The sequence below is a fragment of the Paraburkholderia oxyphila NBRC 105797 genome (assembly GCF_000685075.1).
In the GTDB taxonomy this organism is placed as follows: Bacteria; Pseudomonadota; Gammaproteobacteria; order Burkholderiales; family Burkholderiaceae; genus Paraburkholderia; species Paraburkholderia oxyphila.
On record NZ_BAYD01000152.1, the window covers coordinates 1 to 18,925 of the forward strand.

Consider the following 18,925-nt stretch of genomic DNA (forward strand, 5'->3'; position numbering starts at 1 on the left):
CGCTTAACCCCGGAAGGCAGCAAAGCCTTGCCCTAAGCGCAGGGCGTTCCATTCACGCTATCCGAATCGCCGTGTACGCGGATTTCCCGTCACGAGCGCCGTGATCTCCTTTCTTGCAATCGTTTGGGCGGAATTGAACCCCGCGCTGGCGGAGGGTACGGGTTTGTCCGGACGAACTGTACAGCTCGCGCCTACTAGACGGTTTTTGGATCCTGCCGCGACGCTTGAGGGGGGGAAGCGCCCACTGCACATGTTCGACCTGTTTTGGACCGGCGACTATAGCTGCAACAAGGTTTGGTCGCAACAATACAGGCCGAGGGGCGCGCAGACGTTTGGGGGCGGCAATTCCAACGTTGATTGTCGGTGCTCCTTTTCGGCAAAGGTTCGCAGTCGGACATCGATCAAGAGACAACGCCATGAATCTCAACCGGGTCATCGTAGTCGGCGGCAGCGTGGCGGGACTGCGCGCGGTCGAAACGCTGCGGCAGGAAGGGTTCGGGGGCGAGATCATGCTGGTCGGCGGCGAAGCGCACCTGCCCTACGACCGCCCGCCGTTGACGAAGCAGATCCTGACGGGAGAAATAGGCGTCGAACAGCTTTGTTACCGGGACTGCGGCTGGTTCGATCGCAACAACGTGGAGCTGTGCCTGGGCACTGCTGCGAGCGCCCTGGATGTGCATGCGAGGCGTCTGCAGGTGGGCGAGCGCTGGCTGCCGTTCGACGGGCTGATCATTGCCACCGGAGCACGGCCGCGCCGGCTCAGGCAGCCCGTCACGCTGGCGGGGATCCACACGCTGCGGACCATCGAAGACGCGTTGGCCGTGAAGGCGCAGATGCTGCCCGGCCTGCGGATGGTCATCATCGGCGCAGGTTTCATCGGCTCCGAAGTGGCGTCGAGCGCGGCAGCGTGCGGCGTGCAGGTCACCATTGTGGAGCTCGCCGGGTCGGCAATGGCGCGCGCGGTCGGCCCGCAGTTCGGACGTGTGTTGGGCGCACTGCATGACGAGTTCGGCGTGAGCGTCGTGTGCAACGCGCGCGTGGCCGGGTTTGGCGGCGGCGAGCGGGTGCAGACCGTCCGGCTAGAGGATGGCTGGGAATTACCGGCGGATATCGTGGTGGTGGGCATTGGCATCGAGCCGAACACCGAATGGCTGGCCGGTGCGGGCCTGACGATCAGTAACGGCCTGCTATGCGACGAGAACCTGAACGCCGGACCGGACAACGTATTTGGCGCCGGAGACGTCGTGGCGTGGCCCAATCACTGGTGGGGCGACGTCATGCGCGCGGAGCAGTGGCTGGTGGCGGCCGACCAGGGCCGCCACGCGGCGCGAAACTTGCTGGCCGGCCCGGGCCGGGCGAGCCCGTTTTCGACGGTGCCGTACTTCTGGTCCGACCAGTACGGATGCCGGATCCAGGCGGCGGGCCGAACCGACATGGGAGAACTGGTCACGCTGGCGGGCGACGCGCAACAACGGCCATTCGTCGGTGCATTCAGGTACGGGTCAAGACTGACCGGCGTGGTCGCGATCAACGCGCCGAAGGTCTTCGCGGTGCTGCGCCGATCGCTGGAAAATCACAGCGACTTCGACTCGGCAGTTGCAAGCATAGAAAGTGAGTTAAAGACGGTCGATTAACCAAACGCAGGAGATGTTCGTGATCAAAGTTGAACTGGATCAGTCCACATGCTGTGGATCGAAAATGTGCGCCAGTTTGGCGCCCGGGGCCTTCGTGCTCCTCGATTCAGGGGTGGCGGGCGTGTTGCCGGGCGCTGTTGACTGCCCTTTCGAGCAGTTATTGAAAGCGGCGAAAAGCTGCCCGACTCAATGCATCACGCTCTATAAGAATGACGAAGAAGTCAATCTCTATTAGGGATGACGAAATCCACCTCTACCAAAAGTATCGGAGACGAAAATGGCGCAAAACTGGTTGAACCCAAACCTGTCCTATCACCCACCCGAGTGGCTTAGCCCGTCTGACAATATCGATCCTGGCAATCCTTGCAAGCCGCCTGAGTACCGGACGCTGGTTCCGCTTAGCCGACCCGATGTTGCATATGATCTTGGTTCGTCGGCCGAGACATGGAAGTACTTTTGGCATCCGGTGGCGACGATGAAGGAGTTCCGGTCGCACGCGCATGGGGCGAAAGGGCCAATGACCACCATGTTGTTGGGCGAGCGAATCGTGATCGCGGACCTCGGGGGGCGAATCTGCGCTTTTGACGACCGCTGCGCGCACCGGGGGGCGTCTTTGGGCTTGGGCTGGATCGACGGGGACCAGTTGCGGTGCCGTTACCACGGATGGTGCTACAACAGCGCGGGGAAATGTACCGATATTCCGTCACAGCAGGAAGGGGACGCCATTCCGGCGCGTGCCAAGCTGAAAGAGTACGAATGCGAGGTCAAGTACGACCTGGTTTGGGTCAGAATGAAGGGCGGCGTTGATACGACGATTCCCCACTTCCCGGCCTGGGATTCGAGCGAGATGACTTGTCACGCGGGTGCACCGTACCTGTGGCCTGCATCGGCAGGGCGACGGATCGGCAATTTCATTGATGTGACGCACTTCGCATACGGGCATCAAGGCACGCTTGGCAGGCCGCCGCATACCCGATTCAAGCCGTATCCGGTGAAGCAGACCAAAAAGAGACTCGAATTCATGGTCGACACATTCCTCGCCTATAACCCGGGCGATGCGACCTATGGACCGCCAAGTGGACCCGAGTCGACGATGCTTGGACCGGGTTCCTACCACGTGCATATGCCGTTCACCGTCCTGCTGTTCTTCAAATGGTCGGAGACGCGCGAAACGCAAATTTTTATGCACGCGACGCCAATCGATGCGGAAAACTGCCGGAGCTATTGGTTCACCTGCCATACGAATGATGGATCGCCAGAAGAGGAGCACTTGGCGCTGCAATCGATCGTGCTAACGGAAGACCTGCCGCTGGTTGCCTCTCATCGTCCCCGCGCGATTGGCGAGGCTCACGAAGAGGTTTCGGTTCCCGCGGATAAGCCGGATATTATTTGGCGCAAATGGGTGCGTGAGATAGTGAATGCCGCGAAAGAAGGTCCGGAGGCGCTGAATCGTGTTTTGAACGAGGAAGGCGAATATTGAATTCGGCCTTGTCGCTTGTGCACGGCAGATTCACAGCGGAATTGGCGAGCTGGCTTCCAAATCGGAAGTCGGCGCGAGGCGCCTCATTCACCTGAGGCCTTCGGCTTCCGCAGCATGTCTTAGAGGTCTTCTGCGGTGATGTTGCCTCCTGGGTCGACGTGAAGCCGCAGTTCGACCTGGGATGTGCGCCCCGCTTTTCTGTCCGGAGGTCGTTTCCAGGACGCTCAAGATACTGGCCGACTGGGAACCGCTTGCCTTGTCGACCATTGGCTATCCTGCCAACGAGGGAAAATTGCGTGCCCGTCGTCCGCTAGTCGAGGTTGTGCGTAGTGCGTGAGTTGCCTGCGCGTGACCACTATACCCAACCGGCCGTGCCCGAACCGCCGCCAACTGATGCTGCCGGTTAGCGCGCCACAGGTGTTTCAAAAGGAGACTTGACCTCCACCGTGTCGGAACTTGTTTCCGCAACGGCGATAGCCGGTCCGGCCGTTTTTGGGCGGATCACGGCGAGCACCATTCCAGTGATCAATTTCTCTGCCGCCTCAAAGTCCTTGATGGTCAGTCTTCTTCGGTTCATGACGAGCGCCATCTGGACACTGAAGTCCGCATAGGACTGAGTCATCGCCCAAATCACAAAAAACAGATGGGTGGCATTCGTTGGGGCGATCTCGCCAGCCTTGATCCAACGCTCGAATACCTCAATCGCTGTACGCAAATGAGGAACCAGCTTGCGTTTGATATCCTTCCGATAGAACCTGGCGCCTGTGATCACTTCCATGCCATAGACGCGAGACCCCCAAGGCCTTTCCCGCGAGAAACGCAATTTTGCGGCGATATAGGCACGAAGTGCCTCAGAAGGATCGAGCTTCCCATCCGCGAGCGACTGCATGCTCTCAAGCCATGCATCGAGCACATTGTCCAGGACGCGCGTGTAAAGAGCACGCTTGCTCGGGAAATAATATAAAAGATTCTGCTTGGAGAGACCTACATCTTCGCCAATCTTCGCCAGCGAAGTGCCTTCATAGCCACACTGAGCGAATGTCCGCTCAGCCGACAATAGTATCTCCGATTCCAACGAATCCCGAATGGCCGCACGACGCGACTTTGATCGGCCTGATGTTGTCTGTGTGAGGTCTTGCTTCATTTCGGCCCGCAATGTTGACTTTGATGACGCTAACGCTGAAGCAAACCACTAGGTCGATCCGAACATCGCTCGCTGGGAGATTTCACGAAGGAACAGATGAAGCCGGGGCGCGCCGCAATAGGCGACGTTAAACCGAAACCAAACCATATCCTCCAAATTCTCGAGCGAAAAGAGTTCTCCCTTCGATAGCCCAATGCCGGCCTCATGTCCCCGGGCCGTGATCATTTCGCTATTAAAGTTCTCCGATGGCTTGACGCGCCAACCGGCACTTACAAATAGTCCGCCACGCGGTGTAGCCAATGTGGTCATTCCCACTTCGGACAGCAGCGCCAAAAGCTGTTCCCGCTCGTTCGAAAGCCGCATCTGTAGTCTGTCGATGTATCGGCGGTGGCCAGGGTCGGATAGAACCTCGAATATGCAACGCTCATTCAGTTCCGAGGTCGTCAAGCCACATGTCATCTTGATGCGGACGACCTCGGAAACCAGCCGGACTGGACAGAGGATGTACCCGATTCGCAGCGAGGGAGCAACGGTCTTCGAAAAGCCGCCAAGACAGATTACCCTGTTGAGACCGTCAAGCGAGGCGAGTGACGGATCCGACGGGGCCGCGAGGTCCCGGAAAATATCGTCTTCGATGATTAGAAAGTCGAACTGCTCAGCAAGAGCGATGATCCGGTAGCATTGAGCGGGTGTCAGCGTCGTGGACAACGGGTTTTGCAGAACAGTGTTCACGAAGAGGGCTTTGGGCCGATGAGCGGCTGCAAGCTTGCCCAGCTGATCGACATCCAAACCATCTTGTGTCCGCCTGACGGCAACCATCTTGATGCCGTAGTTCCGTAGCAGAGCGTGGATGTTGAAATAAGCCGGATCTTCCACAAGAACCGTATCACCAGGTCTCAGGAGGCTTCTGACAATCAGATCGAGGCCATGTGAAACGCCATTCGTGAGTATGATCTGCTCCGGCGATGCAGTACAAAACCGCTCGGTGAAGCCTCGCGCAAGGAGTTGTCTCAGGCGTTGAAATCCTAACGGATGACCGTAACCCACAAGGCGTTCCGCCGGCATCTTGATTGCCTGCCGAACAGCCTGAAGGATCATGCTCTCGCTGCACCACTCAGGAGGCAACACGCCAGACCCAACGGGAAGGAGGTCGGGATTTTGATTCCAGACCAGCACAGGTAGCCACGCGTCCGCTGCAACTTCGGGTGACCTGGACGCCTCATCAGGCCGCGCCGGCATTTGGGCTAGCCTTGCCGTAACGAAGTATCCAGAACCCGGCCGCGAACTCAAAACGCGGTTCGACACCAGCACATCATAGGCCTCGGTCACCGTGAATGTGCTGACGCCGAGTTGTTTTGCAAGCTCCCTGACCGAAGGCGTCTTGGTGCCAGCGCGGAGTCGGCCCGACTCCACCATCTGCTCGAGCTTGGCAACGATCTGTTCGACCAGGCTGATGCCTCGTTGACGTTCGACGTGCAACTCTTCCAAAAGCGTCGAATCTCGAGTGCTTGTGGCAGCTCTATCTGTTGCAGCCGTGGACCCGAACTGACTGTCTGACATTTTGTCCCTCACAGGAACGTGCTGATCAAGCGACGTGGAGCCAAACAACAAATGTGCGCCCTACGAAGGGGGGACATCACTCCGCGACATGTTGCGGTTCATCCAGGAAAAGCCGCCGGTTCCACTTCCGCCATAACAGCCCTGCACAAGTGTCGACATGGCACCCGTCCGTGTGGGGGAAACGATCGGGTTGCTTTGACCGCACCGCTTACCCGTCTCGCTCGCAGTAATTCAGGCGAAAGTGAGGCTTGGCGGGCGACGGCCCCACTTTTCCATTTGGTAAAAAATTTGTCAACCGGTAAATCCCCGTTTCAAATCATCGGAATCCGATTGAACGGATAACGGCATCCCGATGCTTTTTGAACCGTGTTGTTTTTAGTAACTGTACGGTTGGAAACGCGGCTATGTACGGTAGGGAAAACTTCCGGAATCTATGCATGTCCGGTCTGTTTTCCGCGACCTACGATCCAGCATATGTCTTATCGTTCGGTAGAAGTGGAGTTGGCCCCGCAACTCAGTGCACGTAGGCAGCGTTGAGCTGATGAAGCTAACCTGCCTGACTTCTTCGGACCGCATCATCACGTCCAGTTCGAGGTCACGCTCGGCCAGCATATTCTTCCACCGCGCATTCCCCCGCTAAAGCGGCTTCACATCCGCAATTTCCAGGCTGCCGAAACGGTGCCGCCAGTCATGGATCGTCTGGTCGCTGATCTCCTGCTTCTTCGTTACCTACGCGACCGGCGCCTTGTTCGCCTCGTGCAGGATCGTGACCATTTGTGCTCCCGTGACCCGGTTCTTCTTCATGAAAACCTTTCTTCGTTGGGAGCCATTTCCCCGGGTATCAACGGGTCCGAGAATCGCCGGGCAGATCACGCGGCAGCTGTACAGATTTTTAGTCCAGTACGGTGAATGGCCGGATCCGAACGTTTGAGAAAAGGAGATCGGACTGAACATGTTCAGGGCGATTGTGAATGCGCATTATGTAACGAGTCCCATCGAATGTGACAGCGCCAGTGGCGAAATCAGAGCGACAGTCCGAGGAGAAGAACATGGCACATCTTTCTTACGTCAACATTTTCGCCCGCGATATCGTGGCGCTAAGCAATTTCTACCAGCAGGTCTTCGGCTTCCAGGAAATCGAATCGATTCGGTCTCCGATATTCCGGGGAGTTGACACCAGAAAGAGCTGCATTGGCTTCAATGCACCGGAGGCATACGAATTACTCCAGCTCTCGCAGTTCAGCGAAACCCGTGGCGTCAAATTCCTGCTTAACTTCGACGTCGATACGAAGGAGGCCGTGGACGAGCTGGTACCCGTGGCGCTCGCGGCCGGGGCCACGCTGCTCAAAGCGCCGTATGAAACCTACTATCACTGGTATCAGGCGGTTCTGCTCGACCCGGAGGGCAATGTATTCCGAATCAATAACGTCTTGCCCTGAGCGTCTGGAGGAGCGATGAAATCGTCGGAGACATTTGAAGTCGAGGTGCGCGGCATCCGAATTGAAGCGGAAACCGTGCGCTCATTCGAGCTTTGGCCGGTTAGCGGGGAACTGCCGGCATTTACCGCTGGCGCGCATATCGGCGTGCAGGTCTCGCCCGGCGTGATAAGGCAATACTCGCTGACAAACGCTCTTGAGCGTCATCGGTACGTGATCGCCGTCCATCGCGATGCGGGCGGCGCTGGCGGTTCGATGTACATGCACGATTCCGTGACGCTCGGCAGTCGCTTGACCGTAACCGCGCCGCTCAATCACTTTCCGCTGAATGAGGCCGCGGCGCACTCGGTTCTCGTCGCCGGCGGAATCGGCGTAACGCCCTTGCTGTCGATGGTCCGGCGGCTGTGCGAACTCGGGCTCAGCTGGGACTTCTATTACTGCGCTCGTGTGCCGGCAAGGGCTGCATTCCTGCGCGAGTTGGAGGAGCTGGCGACAGCCAGCTACCCGAAGGGCAGGCTCCATTGTGTTTTCGACGGCGAACCCGGGGCGACGTCCCTCAATCTGGACGATGTGCTGGCCGGCCACCGATCGGACTCTGACTTCTACTGCTGTGGCCCGGTGCCGTTGATGGATGCCTTTTCGGCGACGTTCGCCGGCTTGCCGCCTGAGCGCGTTCACGTCGAGTACTTCAAGGCGCCGGCGGCGGCCACCGTGGGCGAGGGCGCGGCGTTCACTGTCAGGCTGTCTAGGCAAGGCAAGACTTTCGTTGTGCCGCCGAACCGGTCGATTCTCGACGTGTTGAAGGAGAACGGGGTGCCCATGCTGTCGTCTTGCCAGCAAGGCATTTGCGGGACATGTGAAACCAGGGTGGTCGAAGGCGTACCCGACCATCGAGATCACGTGCTGACGCCGGAGGAACGCGCGTCGAACCAGACCATGATGATTTGTGTGTCGCGGTGCAAGGGCGAAGCACTGACTCTGGACATCTAGAGCGAGAGCTGTGGGGCAAAAGAGCGTGTGGCCGGTGCAAGGGTGTAACCCGGTTGGTTGAAGGCATCGCCTATTTTCATTTGATGAGAGAGCAATCGATATGACGAATCTTGCAGATATAAAAATTGACGTCGAGAAGGGTGAAAAGCCGGAGCTGTTCACCGCGATGCGCAAGTACTGGCATGCAGTCGCCTACTCGGGTCAGCTGAAGGACAAGCCGCTCGGCGTAACGCTGTTGGGCGAATCGGTGGTCATCGCGCGCCTTGATGGCCAGGTCCGCGCGATGCATGGACGGTGCCCCCACAAAGGCACGGCGCTGGGGCTGGGTAACGTCGTGGATGGCGCAATCGAATGCCCGTATCACGGCTGGCGATTCGATGGCAAGGGAAAGTGCGTCCGGATTCCGGCGCGCGAAGAGTTGACCGACACCATGAATGTCTCGATCGATCGCTATTACGCGGCCGAGCATGTCGGGATCATCTGGGTGGCACTCGAACAGCCGATCGCGCCGCCGCCGGATTTCCCGGAGCTGAGCGATCCGAGCTTCCGCGTCCAACAGGGCCCGAACTACGAGTGGGCGACCAGCGCGCCGCGCCGGCTCGAGAATTTCGTCGACTTCGCCCATTTCCCCTACGTTCACGACGGCACCATCGGCGCCCGGGACAACCCCGCCGTGGAGACGGTAAAGGTCTGGCGCGAAGGCCACATCCTGCGCTTCGACCGCAGCGGCTACCTGCCGCCCAATCCCGACCTTTACAAGTTCCTGTTCCCCGTCCGGGAAGCGGACAAGGCCACGCCCGTCAACGCCTATCACATCTACCTGCCGGCAACGGTGCATGCGAGTTTCCGCATGCCGAATGACAAGCGCTACGTGCTGTTCATGAGCGCCTCGCCGGTTACGGAGAACCTCACGCGCATTTTCTGGTGGCAGGCTCGCGACTTCCGCACGGAGCCGATGGAGGATCGGTTCTTCATGGAGCTGGAAGACACGATCCTCGGCGAGGACAAGGCCATCATCGAATCGCAGCAACCGAAGTGGTTCAGCTTCAACGGCGATAGCCGGGACGATCGCGAGATTCCAGTACGCGGCTCCGACATCGTGTCGATCGAATACCGCCGCTGGCTGTTCGAAAACTTCACTGCATCGCAGAAGAGCTGACGGGCGCCGTCCCGTCAACCGCGAATCCAGGCTTGTGCGTTGGCGCAGGCAACCCCGGATGACGGCGTCGGTGGGCACAGGCGTGTCGTGTGCTCACTACGCTAGCGTCCGTCAACAGCAAGGAGACAAGAAGTGAGTGTTCCGAAACTGAAGGAAGCCCCGGTTCTGAGCCGGGCCAATGAATTGGACGTGGAGGGCGAGGCGCGGGTGTATCGTTCGCTTCGCCACTTCTGGCATGTCGTTGCTTACTCGCACGAGGTGACCGACAAGCCGGTCGGCTTTACGCTGCTGGAGCAGGATATCGTGATCGTGCGGCTCAACGGCGAGATCTCGGTATTCGACGATATTTGTCCGCACCGCGGCACGCGGCTTTCGCTCGGGCATGTCCGAGATGGTTCCCGTCTGGAATGCCCGTATCACGGCTGGCAATTCAACCAGGAAGGCGAACTGACGCTCGCCCCGCAGCGCCCCGATCTTGCCGGGCAGCTGCGCGCCCGAACCCGCAAGTACCAGTCGGTCGAGAAGTACGGCATGGTTTGGGTTTGCCTCGAAGACAAGGCGCACTTCCCGCTTCCGGAATACCCGGTCTGGGACAACCCCGATTTCCACTACGTGGCCGTCTCGCCGGCCGAAGACTGGGACTGCAGCGCCCCGCGCCGCGTCGAGAACTACACCGACTATTCGCACTTCGCGATCCTCCACGACCGCTATCTCGGGGAGCGTAGCGCTCCGGAAGTGCCGCCGCACGACGTATTCCGTAACTACAACAAGCTCGAGAACGTCCAGGGCGAAGGCGCGTGGGTGGGCGTGCCGATCGATTCGGCGGCGTGGGGCGGGAAAGACAAGCCGGCCGATCCCTATCTGCGCATGTACTTCAAATGGCGCGTGTTCATGCCGTTGACCTGCGTGTACGACATCTTGTTCCAGGACGGCAACAGGTACCACCTGCTGTTCCACCCCACGCCGATGGGGCCCAAGAAGATCCGCAACTTCACCGTCTCGCACCGCGATTTCGGCGATCCGAGCAACGTAGATCAAGAGCTCGGCGACTTCGTCAAGTTCATCTACGACCAGGACCGTTGGGTGGTGGAGTCGCAGCGACCGGAGGAACTGCCGGAGGACCTGACGAAGGAGATGCACGTCAAGGGTGTCGACAAGTACTCGGTCGAATACCGTATGTGGCTGCTCGAACTCGCGAAGGAACTGGCGAAGCCGGCAATCCACCTCCAAGGGGAGAGTGCCAAATGAGAATCGACGTTGACATGAAGAAGTGCATTTGCGCAGGCATGTGCATTTCCCTCGCGCCAACCCTTTTCGATCTCGACGGGAACTCGCGCCTGATCGTAATCAAGAGCGAGTGCACCAGCCCCGACGATATCAAGGAAGCGCAAGACGCGATGGCATGCTGCCCGGTCGAGGCCATTCGCCTGACCGACTTGGCGCCCACTGAGTAACGAGAAAGCAGGAGGTAGGAGGCACCATGCAGAATCCGATCAAGTCAACGAACCGGCGGGTGGTGATCGTCGGCGGCGGCCTGGCCGCGCTGCGCTGTACCGAGGAGCTACGGCGGGGAGGGCATGACGGCAGGATCGCGATCGTGACGGCGGAGCCGCACTTGCCGTATGACCGGCCGCCGCTTTCGAAGGATGTGCTGCTTGGTAAGAAGGAGCTCGGCGACGTCCTGTACCGGGATGACGCGTTTTACCGCGAGCACCAGGTCGACATGTACCTGTCGCGCCGGGCGACCGGTCTGCGTATCCGTGAACGTGAGGTCTTGACGAACGGGTCCGCGATCGCCTTCGATGACTTGCTTATCTGCACGGGTGCCTCCCCGCGTCCCTTTCCGTTGAAGTCGGATCTCGAGGGGATCTACACGCTTGGCCGCGTCGAGGACGCGCTCAGGCTTCGCGCGGCGCTTCAAAACGGAGCGCCGCGGGTGGTGATTCTGGGCGCCGGCTTCATCGGGGCGGAAGTCGCGTCGGCCGCGCGTTCATTGGGGCTGGAAACGACCATCGTCAACCTGGCCGCCACCCCGCTGGAGCGTGCGGTCGGACCGGAGATGGGCGGGATGTTGTCCGCGCTGCACGCGGATCACGGCGCGAGATTGCTCTGTAGCGTATCCATCGAGGAAATCTTCGGTCAAGGGCGCGTTGAGGAATTGCTGCTCACCAACGGCGAGCGTATCCCGTGCGATATCCTCGTCATCGGCATTGGCTCGGCGCCGAATATTGGCTGGCTCGAGGGCTCGGGCCTTGAGCTTGCGAATGGCATCGTGTGCGATGCAACGCTGTCGGCGGGACCGCCGGGCATTTACGCGGCCGGAGACGTGGCGTGGTGGCCGAACGGCCTGTTCGGACGCGGGATGCGTTGCGAGCAGTGGACGAATGCCGCCGAGCAAGGCCGCCACGTCGCGCGGAACATGCTGGCGGGCCATGAAGGCAGGACCCCCTTCGTCGGCAGCAACTACTTCTGGTCGGACCAGTATGGTCATCGCATTCAGTTCGCCGGATCGGAAGTCGCGGACGAGGTGAAGATCGTCAAGGGGGCGTTCGAGAATCGACGTTTCCTTGCCTACTACCGGAAGGGCGACCAGCTGTGCGGCGCGCTGGCACTGAACGAACCGAAAGCCCTGATGCTCGCCAAGCAGCAGATCGAAACGGGGACCCGTTGGGACCTCGCACTCGAAGCCATGGGCCATGGTGTCCCATGGAGCGCGGCAACCACGTAGAAAGAGTTGGTAAATCGGGCTTTCAGGATCGTTATTGAAGCTCTGCAAAAGACTATGAAGCAGGGTATTTGGCCTCGCGGTTCTCAGGCCCGCTCGCAGACCCGGCCCCGCATCGTCGCTCATGATCCGGCTATGCCATACCGGGTTCTGCGGCGGCACGCCGGGTTCAACGCCATGCTCATCCACGAGCCGGCGCATCGCGAACCGGTCACACCGGCAGTGGATCGACTCGGCGGTCGCCGACCCGCGCCGCTCAAGCAGCAGTTCCTTGGCCGCCCAGGCGCCGGTTGAAGCGGGAATGCCGGCGCACCGCCCGACTGGCGACCGCAGCTCGAAAGCGGGAAACATGAGGGTCGCGAGTCGTTCTTCTTCATCACCGCATTTGATCCAACTCGACGGTCAACCGGACAAGGCCGTCCGTTGAAACAGCGTCGATGCCGGTGAGCTTGGGCCGCGCGCCCTGAAATCGATTTTCGACTGTGTTGCTGCCGCCGTCTGCACAGTTGCCCCGCGCGGCAAGGACGGTAGGCACGCTAATCGCCCTGCCGTCCATGTCCACCGTTCGCAACGTTCCTTACCATCTATTCATCGCCGCGCGCATGCTGGTGTCGGCGCAAGAGATGCATTGCACGGACATCCTTGGCAAGTCGCGGCTCGACGCTACTGCGGGTTTGTGGTGCGTGTCGTCGGGACATCGCCAAAGCAAGATCGGCATAACTAAGTACAACACTCAGACGTGGAGCCTGAAATGAGCGTATTGATTAGAGGGGGCGTGGTCGTCAATGCCGACGGCGAAACACGTGCTGACGTGCTGTGCGAAGAGGGCAGGATCGTGGCTGTCGGCACGGGCCTGGAGGCGAGCGCCAACACCGATGTGATCGACGCTGGCGGTCAGTACGTGATGCCGGGCGGCATCGACCCCCATACGCACATGCAGCTGCCGTTCATGGGCACGGTGACGGCCGACGACTTTTTCACGGGCACGGCGGCGGGGCTGGCGGGTGGCACCACAACCATCATGGACTTCGTGATTCCGTCCCCACGGGAATCGCTGATGGAGGCGTTCAAGAAGTGGCGCGGATGGGCGGAACAGGCGTGCAGCGATTACACATTTCACGTCGCGGTGACGTGGTGGGACGAATCGGTCCATGCCGACATGGGGACACTCGCGAACCACCAAGGCGTGAACAGCTTCAAGCACTTCATGGCGTACAAGAACGCCATCATGGCAGACGACGAAATCCTCGTGAAGAGCTTCCGCCGCGCGCTTGAACTCGGCGCCGTGCCGACGGTTCACGCCGAGAACGGGGAGCTGGTTTTCCAGTTGCAGCAGGAGCTGCTGAAGGCCGGCTTGACGGGCCCGCAGGCGCATCCCCTGTCGCGCCCGCCCGTGGTGGAGGCGGAGGCTGTACAGCGCGCGATCGCTATCGCCAACGTCATGAATACGCCGGTCTACATCGTGCACGTGTCGTGCGCCGAGTCGGTGGAGGCGATCGCACTGGCCCGCTCGCGCGGCCAGCGTGTGTTCGGCGAGGCGCTGGCCGGTCATCTGGTGATCGACGACTCCGTATACGAGCACCCCGACTTCGACGTGGCCGCCGGCTATGTGATGAGCCCGCCGTTCCGTTCGAAGGCGCACCAGGCGGCGTTGTGGAACGGCTTGCAGGCCGGCCACCTGCACACCACCGCGACCGACCACTGCACCTTCTGCGCCGAGCAAAAAGCACTGGGACGCGACGACTTCACCCGGATCCCCAACGGCTGCGGCGGTGTCGAGGATCGCATGTCGGTGATCTGGGACGCGGGCGTCAACAGCGGTCGCCTGACCCCCGCCGAGTTTGTCAAGGTCACGTCGGCCAATGTTGCGCAAATCTTCAACATGTACCCGCGCAAGGGGGCCATCGTCGTCGGCGCCGATGCCGACGTGGTGGTGTGGGACCCAGAGGCCACGCGCACGATCTCGGCGCGCACGCAGTACGCGAAGGGTGGATTCAATGTGTTCGAGGGCCGCGTCGTGCGCGGTAATCCGAGTCATACGGTAAGCAACGGCAAGGTGGTCTACGCGCAGGGAGACTTGCGCGCGGTGAAGGGGGCCGGGCGCTACGTCGAACGCGAGCGATTCGGCCCGATATTCGACGCGTTGCAGCGCAAGCGGCGGTCCGTCGCCTGACCACGTTGTGGCTTGTGTGTCGCACGCTGCGGCGCACACTTTTGACGAGATGCAGTGGAGGGGCAACATGCTTTCCAGAGCCGAAGCAATTGCGTTGGATCGGGCCGGCGCGGGCGAACTGCTGGAGCTAATGCGCAGCGCCCGCAATGTGCGCGAGAAAGCGTGGGGCGGGACGGTGACGTACTCCCGCAAGGTGTTCATTCCGCTGACCAATCTGTGCCGGGACAAGTGCGGCTACTGCACGTTCGCGCGCCAGCCCGATGAGCCGGGCGCCGGGTATCTGACGCCCGATGAGGTCATGGCGATTGCGCGCCGAGGCGAAGTTCTCGGATGCAAGGAGGCGCTGTTCTCGCTCGGAGAGAAGCCCGAGCTTGTATATCCGCAGGCCCGCGCGGCGCTCGATGCGCTCGGCTACGCCACCACGATGGACTATGTCATTGCGATGAGCGAGCGGGTCTTGGCCGAGACTTCGCTGATCCCGCACGTAAACGCCGGCACGCTGACGCGTGACGAGATCATCCGCCTCAAGGCCGTGTGCGGCAGCGTCGGGTTGATGCTGGAGAACGTCAGCCGCCGGCTGGTGCAGCGGGGCATGGCGCACTACGCCTGCCCCGACAAAGTGCCGGTACAGCGTCTGCGCACGCTCGATATGGCCGGTGCGCAGCGGATCGCGACCACCACCGGGATCCTGATCGGCATCGGTGAAACATGGGCCGAGCGGATCGACAGTCTGTTCGCGATTGCCGAGCTGCATGGGCGCCATGGCCATATCCAGGAAGTCATCGTCCAGAACTTTCGCGCGAAGCCAGGCACGCTGATGGCGACATGGAGCGACCCCGGCCACGAGGACATGCTGCGCACGCTGGCGGTAGCGCGGCTTCTGCTGCCGGCTGACATTTCTCTGCAGGCTCCGCCCAATCTGACCGAAGCCTTCGAGGACTATCTCGATGCCGGCATTAACGACTGGGGTGGCATCTCGCCGGTGACGGCCGATCACATCAACCCTGAGCGCGCCTGGCCGGCCATCCGTGATGTTGCGCGGCGCAGCCACGACCGCGGCCTCCGGCTCGCGGAGCGGTTGACGGTCTATCCGAGTTATCTGCATCGGCCCGGTTTCGTCGGTGCCGCGCCCGCGCGGGCACTGGATTGCCAGGCGCGCCCCGACGGGCTTGCACTGCATCAGTACGATGCCGCACCGGTGGCTGCTTCCGAGGAGTGCAACGCATGAACACAATGACCGATCTTGACTGGCTGGCGTTCCTGGCATCCCGCCGCAACGGCGGCGACCCGGCTGCACTATTGGGGGGCGCGGCGTCGCCCGCCGTGCGCCGCATCCTGTCGCGCCACCTGGAAGGCGCGGAGATTTCGCTTGACGAAGGCCAGGTGCTGTTCGAGGCCGATGGCGACGACCTCAAGGCGGTGGTCGCCGCCGCCGACCACGTGCGGCGCGAGCGGGTGGGCGACGCCGTCAGCTTCGTGGTCACCCGCAATATCAACTTCACCAACGTCTGCTACATGGGGTGCCGCTTCTGCGGCTTCGCCAAGCGGCGCGAGGAGGATGGCGCCGAGTTGCTAGCGCTCGACGAAGTGACAAGGCGCGCGGAAGTGGCCGCGCAGCGCGGCGCGACCGAGGTCTGTATCCAAGGGGGACTGCATCCAGACCTGACGGATCACCATTATCTCGACATTCTCGCCGCGATCAAGGCTCGGGTGCCGCAGATGCATGTCCACGCATTCTCGCCGTTCGAGATCTGGTACGGCTCGAAGAAGCGCCACCAGGCGCCCGCCGACTACCTGCGCGAACTGAAGGCCGCAGGCCTCGGTTCGATTCCGGGCACGGCTGCGGAGATCCTCGATACCGAGGTGCGTCGCCAACTGACGCGTAACAAGCTGTCCGCCGAGGCGTGGGTGGAAATCGTGCGCGCCGCGCATGGCGTGGGCCTGCGCAGTACGTCGACCATGATGTACGGGCATGTGGATGGGCCGCGCCACTGGGCCGCGCATATCGACCTGCTGCGCAGCATCCAGAAGGAGACCGGGGGCTTCACCGAATTCGTGCCGCTGGGCTTCGTGCACAGCGAGGCGCCGCTGTACATGGAACGCGAGATTCCGGGCGTGCGTGCCGGTGCCACGCTGACCGAGCACATCAAGGTGCACGCGATCGCCCGCCTGATGCTGGCGGGTTGGATCGACAACATCCAGGTGTCGTGGGTCAAGCTTGGACCGCAGACCGGGCAGGCGCTGCTGGCTGCCGGCGCCAATGACTTCGGCGGCACGCTGATGGACGAATCGATCTCCCGGTCGGCGGGCGCGTCGTTCGGCGAGGAAATCACGGCGGCCGAGATGGTGAGCATTATCCGCGACGCCGGGCGCGAACCGGTGCGCCGCAGTACGCTGTATGTTCCACTCGAACGCTACATCGACCATGATCCGGTGGCATTGCCGCCACTGAAGGCGCGTGCCTATGATCCGATCCTGTTCTTGCAAAAGCGGCCGCAGTCGACGTGCGACAGGCAGGAGCGAGTCCATGCGTGAGGCCGACCATCGCGCGCGCATCGCACTGCCGGCCGGCGGCGTGAGCGGCACTTGCATGGTCCTCGGTGAAGCCGGCAGCGTGAGCATCATCGCCAGTATCTGGAATGATGAGGATTGCTACATGTGGCACGTCTGTCCGGACCTCGGCACACGGCCCCGCACACCGAGCGGAAAGGTCGACCCAACGCAGGGCCCGGGCGTGGAGGGTGACCCATGTCGACGGTCGGGCCGACAGCGGGGGCTTGGCGGCGAACTGTCCGGCGCGCTTGCGCGCCGAAACCCGGAATCCGTCGTGCACGGCTTCGGCCAGGCTGGCCGGTACCGTGTTGGCGCGGACGCGCGAAGGACATCCCTTGGGCCAACCCATTCATAGAGAGATCCACACGGAGGCCACGAGATGAAGACGCTTCTCGCCATTCCGATGAAAGCGCCGGCGCGCGCCAAGACGCGCCTTGCCCCGGCAATGGGCGACCACCAGCGCGAGCAACTCGCGATGCGCTTGTTCGAGCGCACCGTGGCGTTCTTTCGCAGCAACTGGCCGGATTTCGACGTAGTGGCCGTGACTGACGACACGACGCAGGTCGTTACGTTGGCGGCACGGCACGGTGCGGGCGTGCTGCTCGAGGCGCGCGAGGCCGGCCTGAACGCCGCGGCCGGGCTGGCCTTGCGGCACGCATCGGCTGGCGGTTACGAGCGGCTCGTGATCGTACCGGGCGACGTTCCGGTTTGGCTTCGCGCCGAGGTGCGACGGTTGCTGGCACTGTCGCAGCGCTACGAGCTCACACTCGCGGAGTCGCACGACGGTGGCACCAACTACCTCGCGCTTGCGCCGCCACAGCCTTTCATCTTTCACTACGGGCCGCAGTCCGCGGCACTGCACACGCGTAGTGCACAGGAATGCGAACTTAGTGTGGCACGCTGCAGATTGCCGTTTCTCGCACGCGATATCGATACCATCGACGATTGCCTCGTGCTCGCCCACGCGCGTGGGCGTCGCCTCCCCTCGCGGTAGTCAAGGGATCGTTGAGCGGCAAGGACCCGCGCAAGACAACGTGGCCATCGGCGCAGCCAACGTGCCGATGCTCATCAACGGGATCGGCCCGGTGGAGGCGTATTGAGGCTCGACGCCGGTTTCGCGGCCGGCGTTCGCCGACGAAGCAGCAGCGGCGGCCGGACTGCGGATCGGCAAGGACAGCGTTACGCCCGTGGTGCTCGTGCTCGTGCGCGGGCTGAGCTGGGAGATCGACAACGGCGCTCATGCCAGCCAACTGGTGCGCCCCTTGAAGGAGGACTTGTTTCAATGACCATAGCCATTCTTGGCGGTACAGGGCCGCAAGGGCAGGGGCTAGCCTTGCGGTTCGCGATGGCGGGAATCAATGTCGCGCTCGGCTCGCGCGATGGCGCGCGCAGCGCGGAAATCGCGCGCGATCTCAATGCGAAACTCGCAGGACTGCCGCTCAGCGCGCGCATTGACGGTTTCGAAAACAGCGACGCCGTGATGGCCGCCGACCGGCTCGTCATGCTGGCGGTGCCCTATGCCGGCCACGATGCCACGCTACGCGCCATCGCGCCGGCGCTTGACGGAAAGATACTGGTCGACCTCGTGGTGCCGCTTGCGCCGGGTGACCCCAAGCGCGTCGCCATGCCGCCGGAAGGTTCGGCCACGGAGGCCGCGCAAGCCCTGCTGGGCGACGAGGTTCGCGTGGTCGGCGCGCTGCACAACGTCTCCGCGCATTCGCTCAACCATATCGATCAGCCAATCAATTGCGATGTCCTGGTGTGCGGCAACGACATCGAAGCCGCCGAGGCAGTGATGGAGTTGGTCGGCCGCATCGGTGTCAGCACGTACTACGCCGGGCCCGCGTCAGCCGCGCGTTGCGTGGAGGCCATCACGCCGCTGTTAATTCGCCTCAATATCAGCAAGAAGGTTCCGTTCAGCCATGCCGGCATTCGTATCTGGGCGCCGGGACTACCCGCATAACTTACTTTAAGTCTTTACTCAGGAGGAACGACATGCAATTTGGCATTTGTTTCAAGGGCTTCGTGGAGCCCGACCGTGCTCGCGCGCTGGTGCGCCTGGCCGAGGCGC

General features: G+C 61.6%; 16 protein-coding genes and 1 pseudogene. 14 read left to right on the plus strand and 3 right to left on the minus strand.

All coding sequences use genetic code 11. The features are described from left to right. Positions 1-416: 416 nt before the first annotated feature. The 3 genes from BO1_RS55405 to BO1_RS55415 are packed head-to-tail and all read left to right on the plus strand — an operon-like array spanning position 417 to position 3,114. The gene (locus BO1_RS55405; protein WP_043288950.1) at positions 417-1,634 is read left to right on the plus strand and encodes an NAD(P)/FAD-dependent oxidoreductase; all 1,218 of its coding nucleotides are present in this window, start codon (positions 417-419) and stop codon (positions 1,632-1,634) included. Positions 1,635-1,653: 19 nt separating this feature from the next. Beyond that, on the plus strand, positions 1,654-1,869 hold the full coding sequence (locus BO1_RS55410; protein ID WP_218002867.1) for a ferredoxin: 216 nt from the start codon (positions 1,654-1,656) through the stop codon (positions 1,867-1,869). A 42-nt stretch (positions 1,870-1,911) separates the two neighbouring features. Then, entirely contained in the window at positions 1,912-3,114 is a 1,203-nt protein-coding gene (locus tag BO1_RS55415) for an aromatic ring-hydroxylating oxygenase subunit alpha (RefSeq protein WP_084688769.1), read from the plus strand. 403 nt (positions 3,115-3,517) lie between these two features. Here BO1_RS55415 and BO1_RS55420 read toward each other — a convergent pair whose 3' ends face one another. The 3 genes and pseudogenes from BO1_RS55420 to BO1_RS61615 form a co-directional block, all read right to left on the minus strand. Next, a complete protein-coding gene (locus BO1_RS55420) occupies positions 3,518-4,258 on the minus strand; it encodes a TetR/AcrR family transcriptional regulator (RefSeq protein WP_063744760.1) in 741 nt (246 codons plus the stop codon). A gap of 48 nt (positions 4,259-4,306) precedes the next feature. Then, on the minus strand, positions 4,307-5,746 hold the full coding sequence (locus BO1_RS44665) for an aminotransferase-like domain-containing protein (RefSeq protein ID WP_043288953.1): 1,440 nt from the start codon (positions 5,744-5,746) through the stop codon (positions 4,307-4,309). Between the two features lie 618 nt (positions 5,747-6,364). Then, positions 6,365-6,622, minus strand: a pseudogene (locus tag BO1_RS61615) (IS3 family transposase); the annotation flags it as partial. Positions 6,623-6,867: 245 nt separating this feature from the next. On the opposite strand from BO1_RS61615, the gene BO1_RS44670 reads away from it, so the two are divergent. The 11 genes from BO1_RS44670 to npdG all read left to right on the plus strand — a co-directional run bounded on the left by BO1_RS44670 (position 6,868) and on the right by npdG (position 18,817). Continuing rightward, positions 6,868-7,257: a VOC family protein gene (locus BO1_RS44670; protein ID WP_028223127.1), complete on the plus strand. Its 390-nt coding sequence runs from the start codon at positions 6,868-6,870 to the stop codon at positions 7,255-7,257. Between the two features lie 15 nt (positions 7,258-7,272). Then, a complete protein-coding gene (locus BO1_RS44675) occupies positions 7,273-8,244 on the plus strand; it encodes a PDR/VanB family oxidoreductase (RefSeq protein WP_028223128.1) in 972 nt (323 codons plus the stop codon). 100 nt (positions 8,245-8,344) lie between these two features. Further along, positions 8,345-9,403, plus strand: a complete 1,059-nt coding sequence (locus BO1_RS44680) for an aromatic ring-hydroxylating oxygenase subunit alpha (protein WP_028223129.1) — start codon at positions 8,345-8,347, stop codon at positions 9,401-9,403. Positions 9,404-9,535: 132 nt separating this feature from the next. Continuing rightward, a complete protein-coding gene (locus tag BO1_RS44685) occupies positions 9,536-10,651 on the plus strand; it encodes an aromatic ring-hydroxylating oxygenase subunit alpha (RefSeq protein ID WP_028223130.1) in 1,116 nt (371 codons plus the stop codon). Beyond that, a complete protein-coding gene (locus tag BO1_RS44690; protein ID WP_028223131.1) occupies positions 10,648-10,857 on the plus strand; it encodes a ferredoxin in 210 nt (69 codons plus the stop codon). Before BO1_RS44685 ends, BO1_RS44690 begins: the two co-directional genes overlap by 4 nt. Positions 10,858-10,883: 26 nt before the next feature. Further along, a complete protein-coding gene (locus BO1_RS55425; RefSeq protein ID WP_043288956.1) occupies positions 10,884-12,131 on the plus strand; it encodes an NAD(P)/FAD-dependent oxidoreductase in 1,248 nt (415 codons plus the stop codon). Positions 12,132-12,879: 748 nt separating this feature from the next. Next, on the plus strand, positions 12,880-14,301 hold the full coding sequence (gene hydA / locus BO1_RS44710; protein WP_028223134.1) for a dihydropyrimidinase: 1,422 nt from the start codon (positions 12,880-12,882) through the stop codon (positions 14,299-14,301). Between the two features lie 67 nt (positions 14,302-14,368). Further along, positions 14,369-15,529, plus strand: a complete 1,161-nt coding sequence (cofG, locus tag BO1_RS44715) for a 7,8-didemethyl-8-hydroxy-5-deazariboflavin synthase CofG (RefSeq protein ID WP_028223135.1) — start codon at positions 14,369-14,371, stop codon at positions 15,527-15,529. Continuing rightward, entirely contained in the window at positions 15,526-16,836 is a 1,311-nt protein-coding gene (gene cofH, locus BO1_RS44720) for a 5-amino-6-(D-ribitylamino)uracil--L-tyrosine 4-hydroxyphenyl transferase CofH (protein ID WP_218002868.1), read from the plus strand. The genes cofG and cofH overlap by 4 nt, the downstream gene beginning before the upstream one ends. A 397-nt stretch (positions 16,837-17,233) precedes the next feature. Beyond that, on the plus strand, positions 17,234-17,848 hold the full coding sequence (gene cofC / locus BO1_RS56750) for a 2-phospho-L-lactate guanylyltransferase (RefSeq protein WP_028223137.1): 615 nt from the start codon (positions 17,234-17,236) through the stop codon (positions 17,846-17,848). Between the two features lie 102 nt (positions 17,849-17,950). After that, positions 17,951-18,817, plus strand: coding sequence for an NADPH-dependent F420 reductase (gene npdG / locus BO1_RS44735; RefSeq protein WP_245644078.1), 867 nt, complete (start codon positions 17,951-17,953; stop codon positions 18,815-18,817). Positions 18,818-18,925: the final 108 nt, after the last annotated feature.

Bases quoted from the DNA above. Each gene is read 5' to 3' on its own strand.
- BO1_RS55415 (WP_084688769.1), top strand. From the start codon at position 1,912: ATGGCGCAAAACTGGTTGAACCCAAACCTGTCCTATCACCCACCCGAG.
- BO1_RS55425 (WP_043288956.1), top strand. From the start codon at position 10,884: ATGCAGAATCCGATCAAGTCAACGAACCGGCGGGTGGTGATCGTCGGC.
- cofH (WP_218002868.1), top strand. From the start codon at position 15,526: ATGAACACAATGACCGATCTTGACTGGCTGGCGTTCCTGGCATCCCGC.
- BO1_RS44690 (WP_028223131.1), top strand. From the start codon at position 10,648: ATGAGAATCGACGTTGACATGAAGAAGTGCATTTGCGCAGGCATGTGC.
- BO1_RS44670 (WP_028223127.1), top strand. From the start codon at position 6,868: ATGGCACATCTTTCTTACGTCAACATTTTCGCCCGCGATATCGTGGCG.
- BO1_RS44680 (WP_028223129.1), top strand. From the start codon at position 8,345: ATGACGAATCTTGCAGATATAAAAATTGACGTCGAGAAGGGTGAAAAG.
- BO1_RS55405 (WP_043288950.1), top strand. From the start codon at position 417: ATGAATCTCAACCGGGTCATCGTAGTCGGCGGCAGCGTGGCGGGACTG.
- hydA (WP_028223134.1), top strand. From the start codon at position 12,880: ATGAGCGTATTGATTAGAGGGGGCGTGGTCGTCAATGCCGACGGCGAA.
- cofG (WP_028223135.1), top strand. From the start codon at position 14,369: ATGCTTTCCAGAGCCGAAGCAATTGCGTTGGATCGGGCCGGCGCGGGC.
- BO1_RS55420 (WP_063744760.1), bottom strand. From the start codon at position 4,258: ATGAAGCAAGACCTCACACAGACAACATCAGGCCGATCAAAGTCGCGT.
- BO1_RS44675 (WP_028223128.1), top strand. From the start codon at position 7,273: ATGAAATCGTCGGAGACATTTGAAGTCGAGGTGCGCGGCATCCGAATT.
- cofC (WP_028223137.1), top strand. From the start codon at position 17,234: ATGAAGACGCTTCTCGCCATTCCGATGAAAGCGCCGGCGCGCGCCAAG.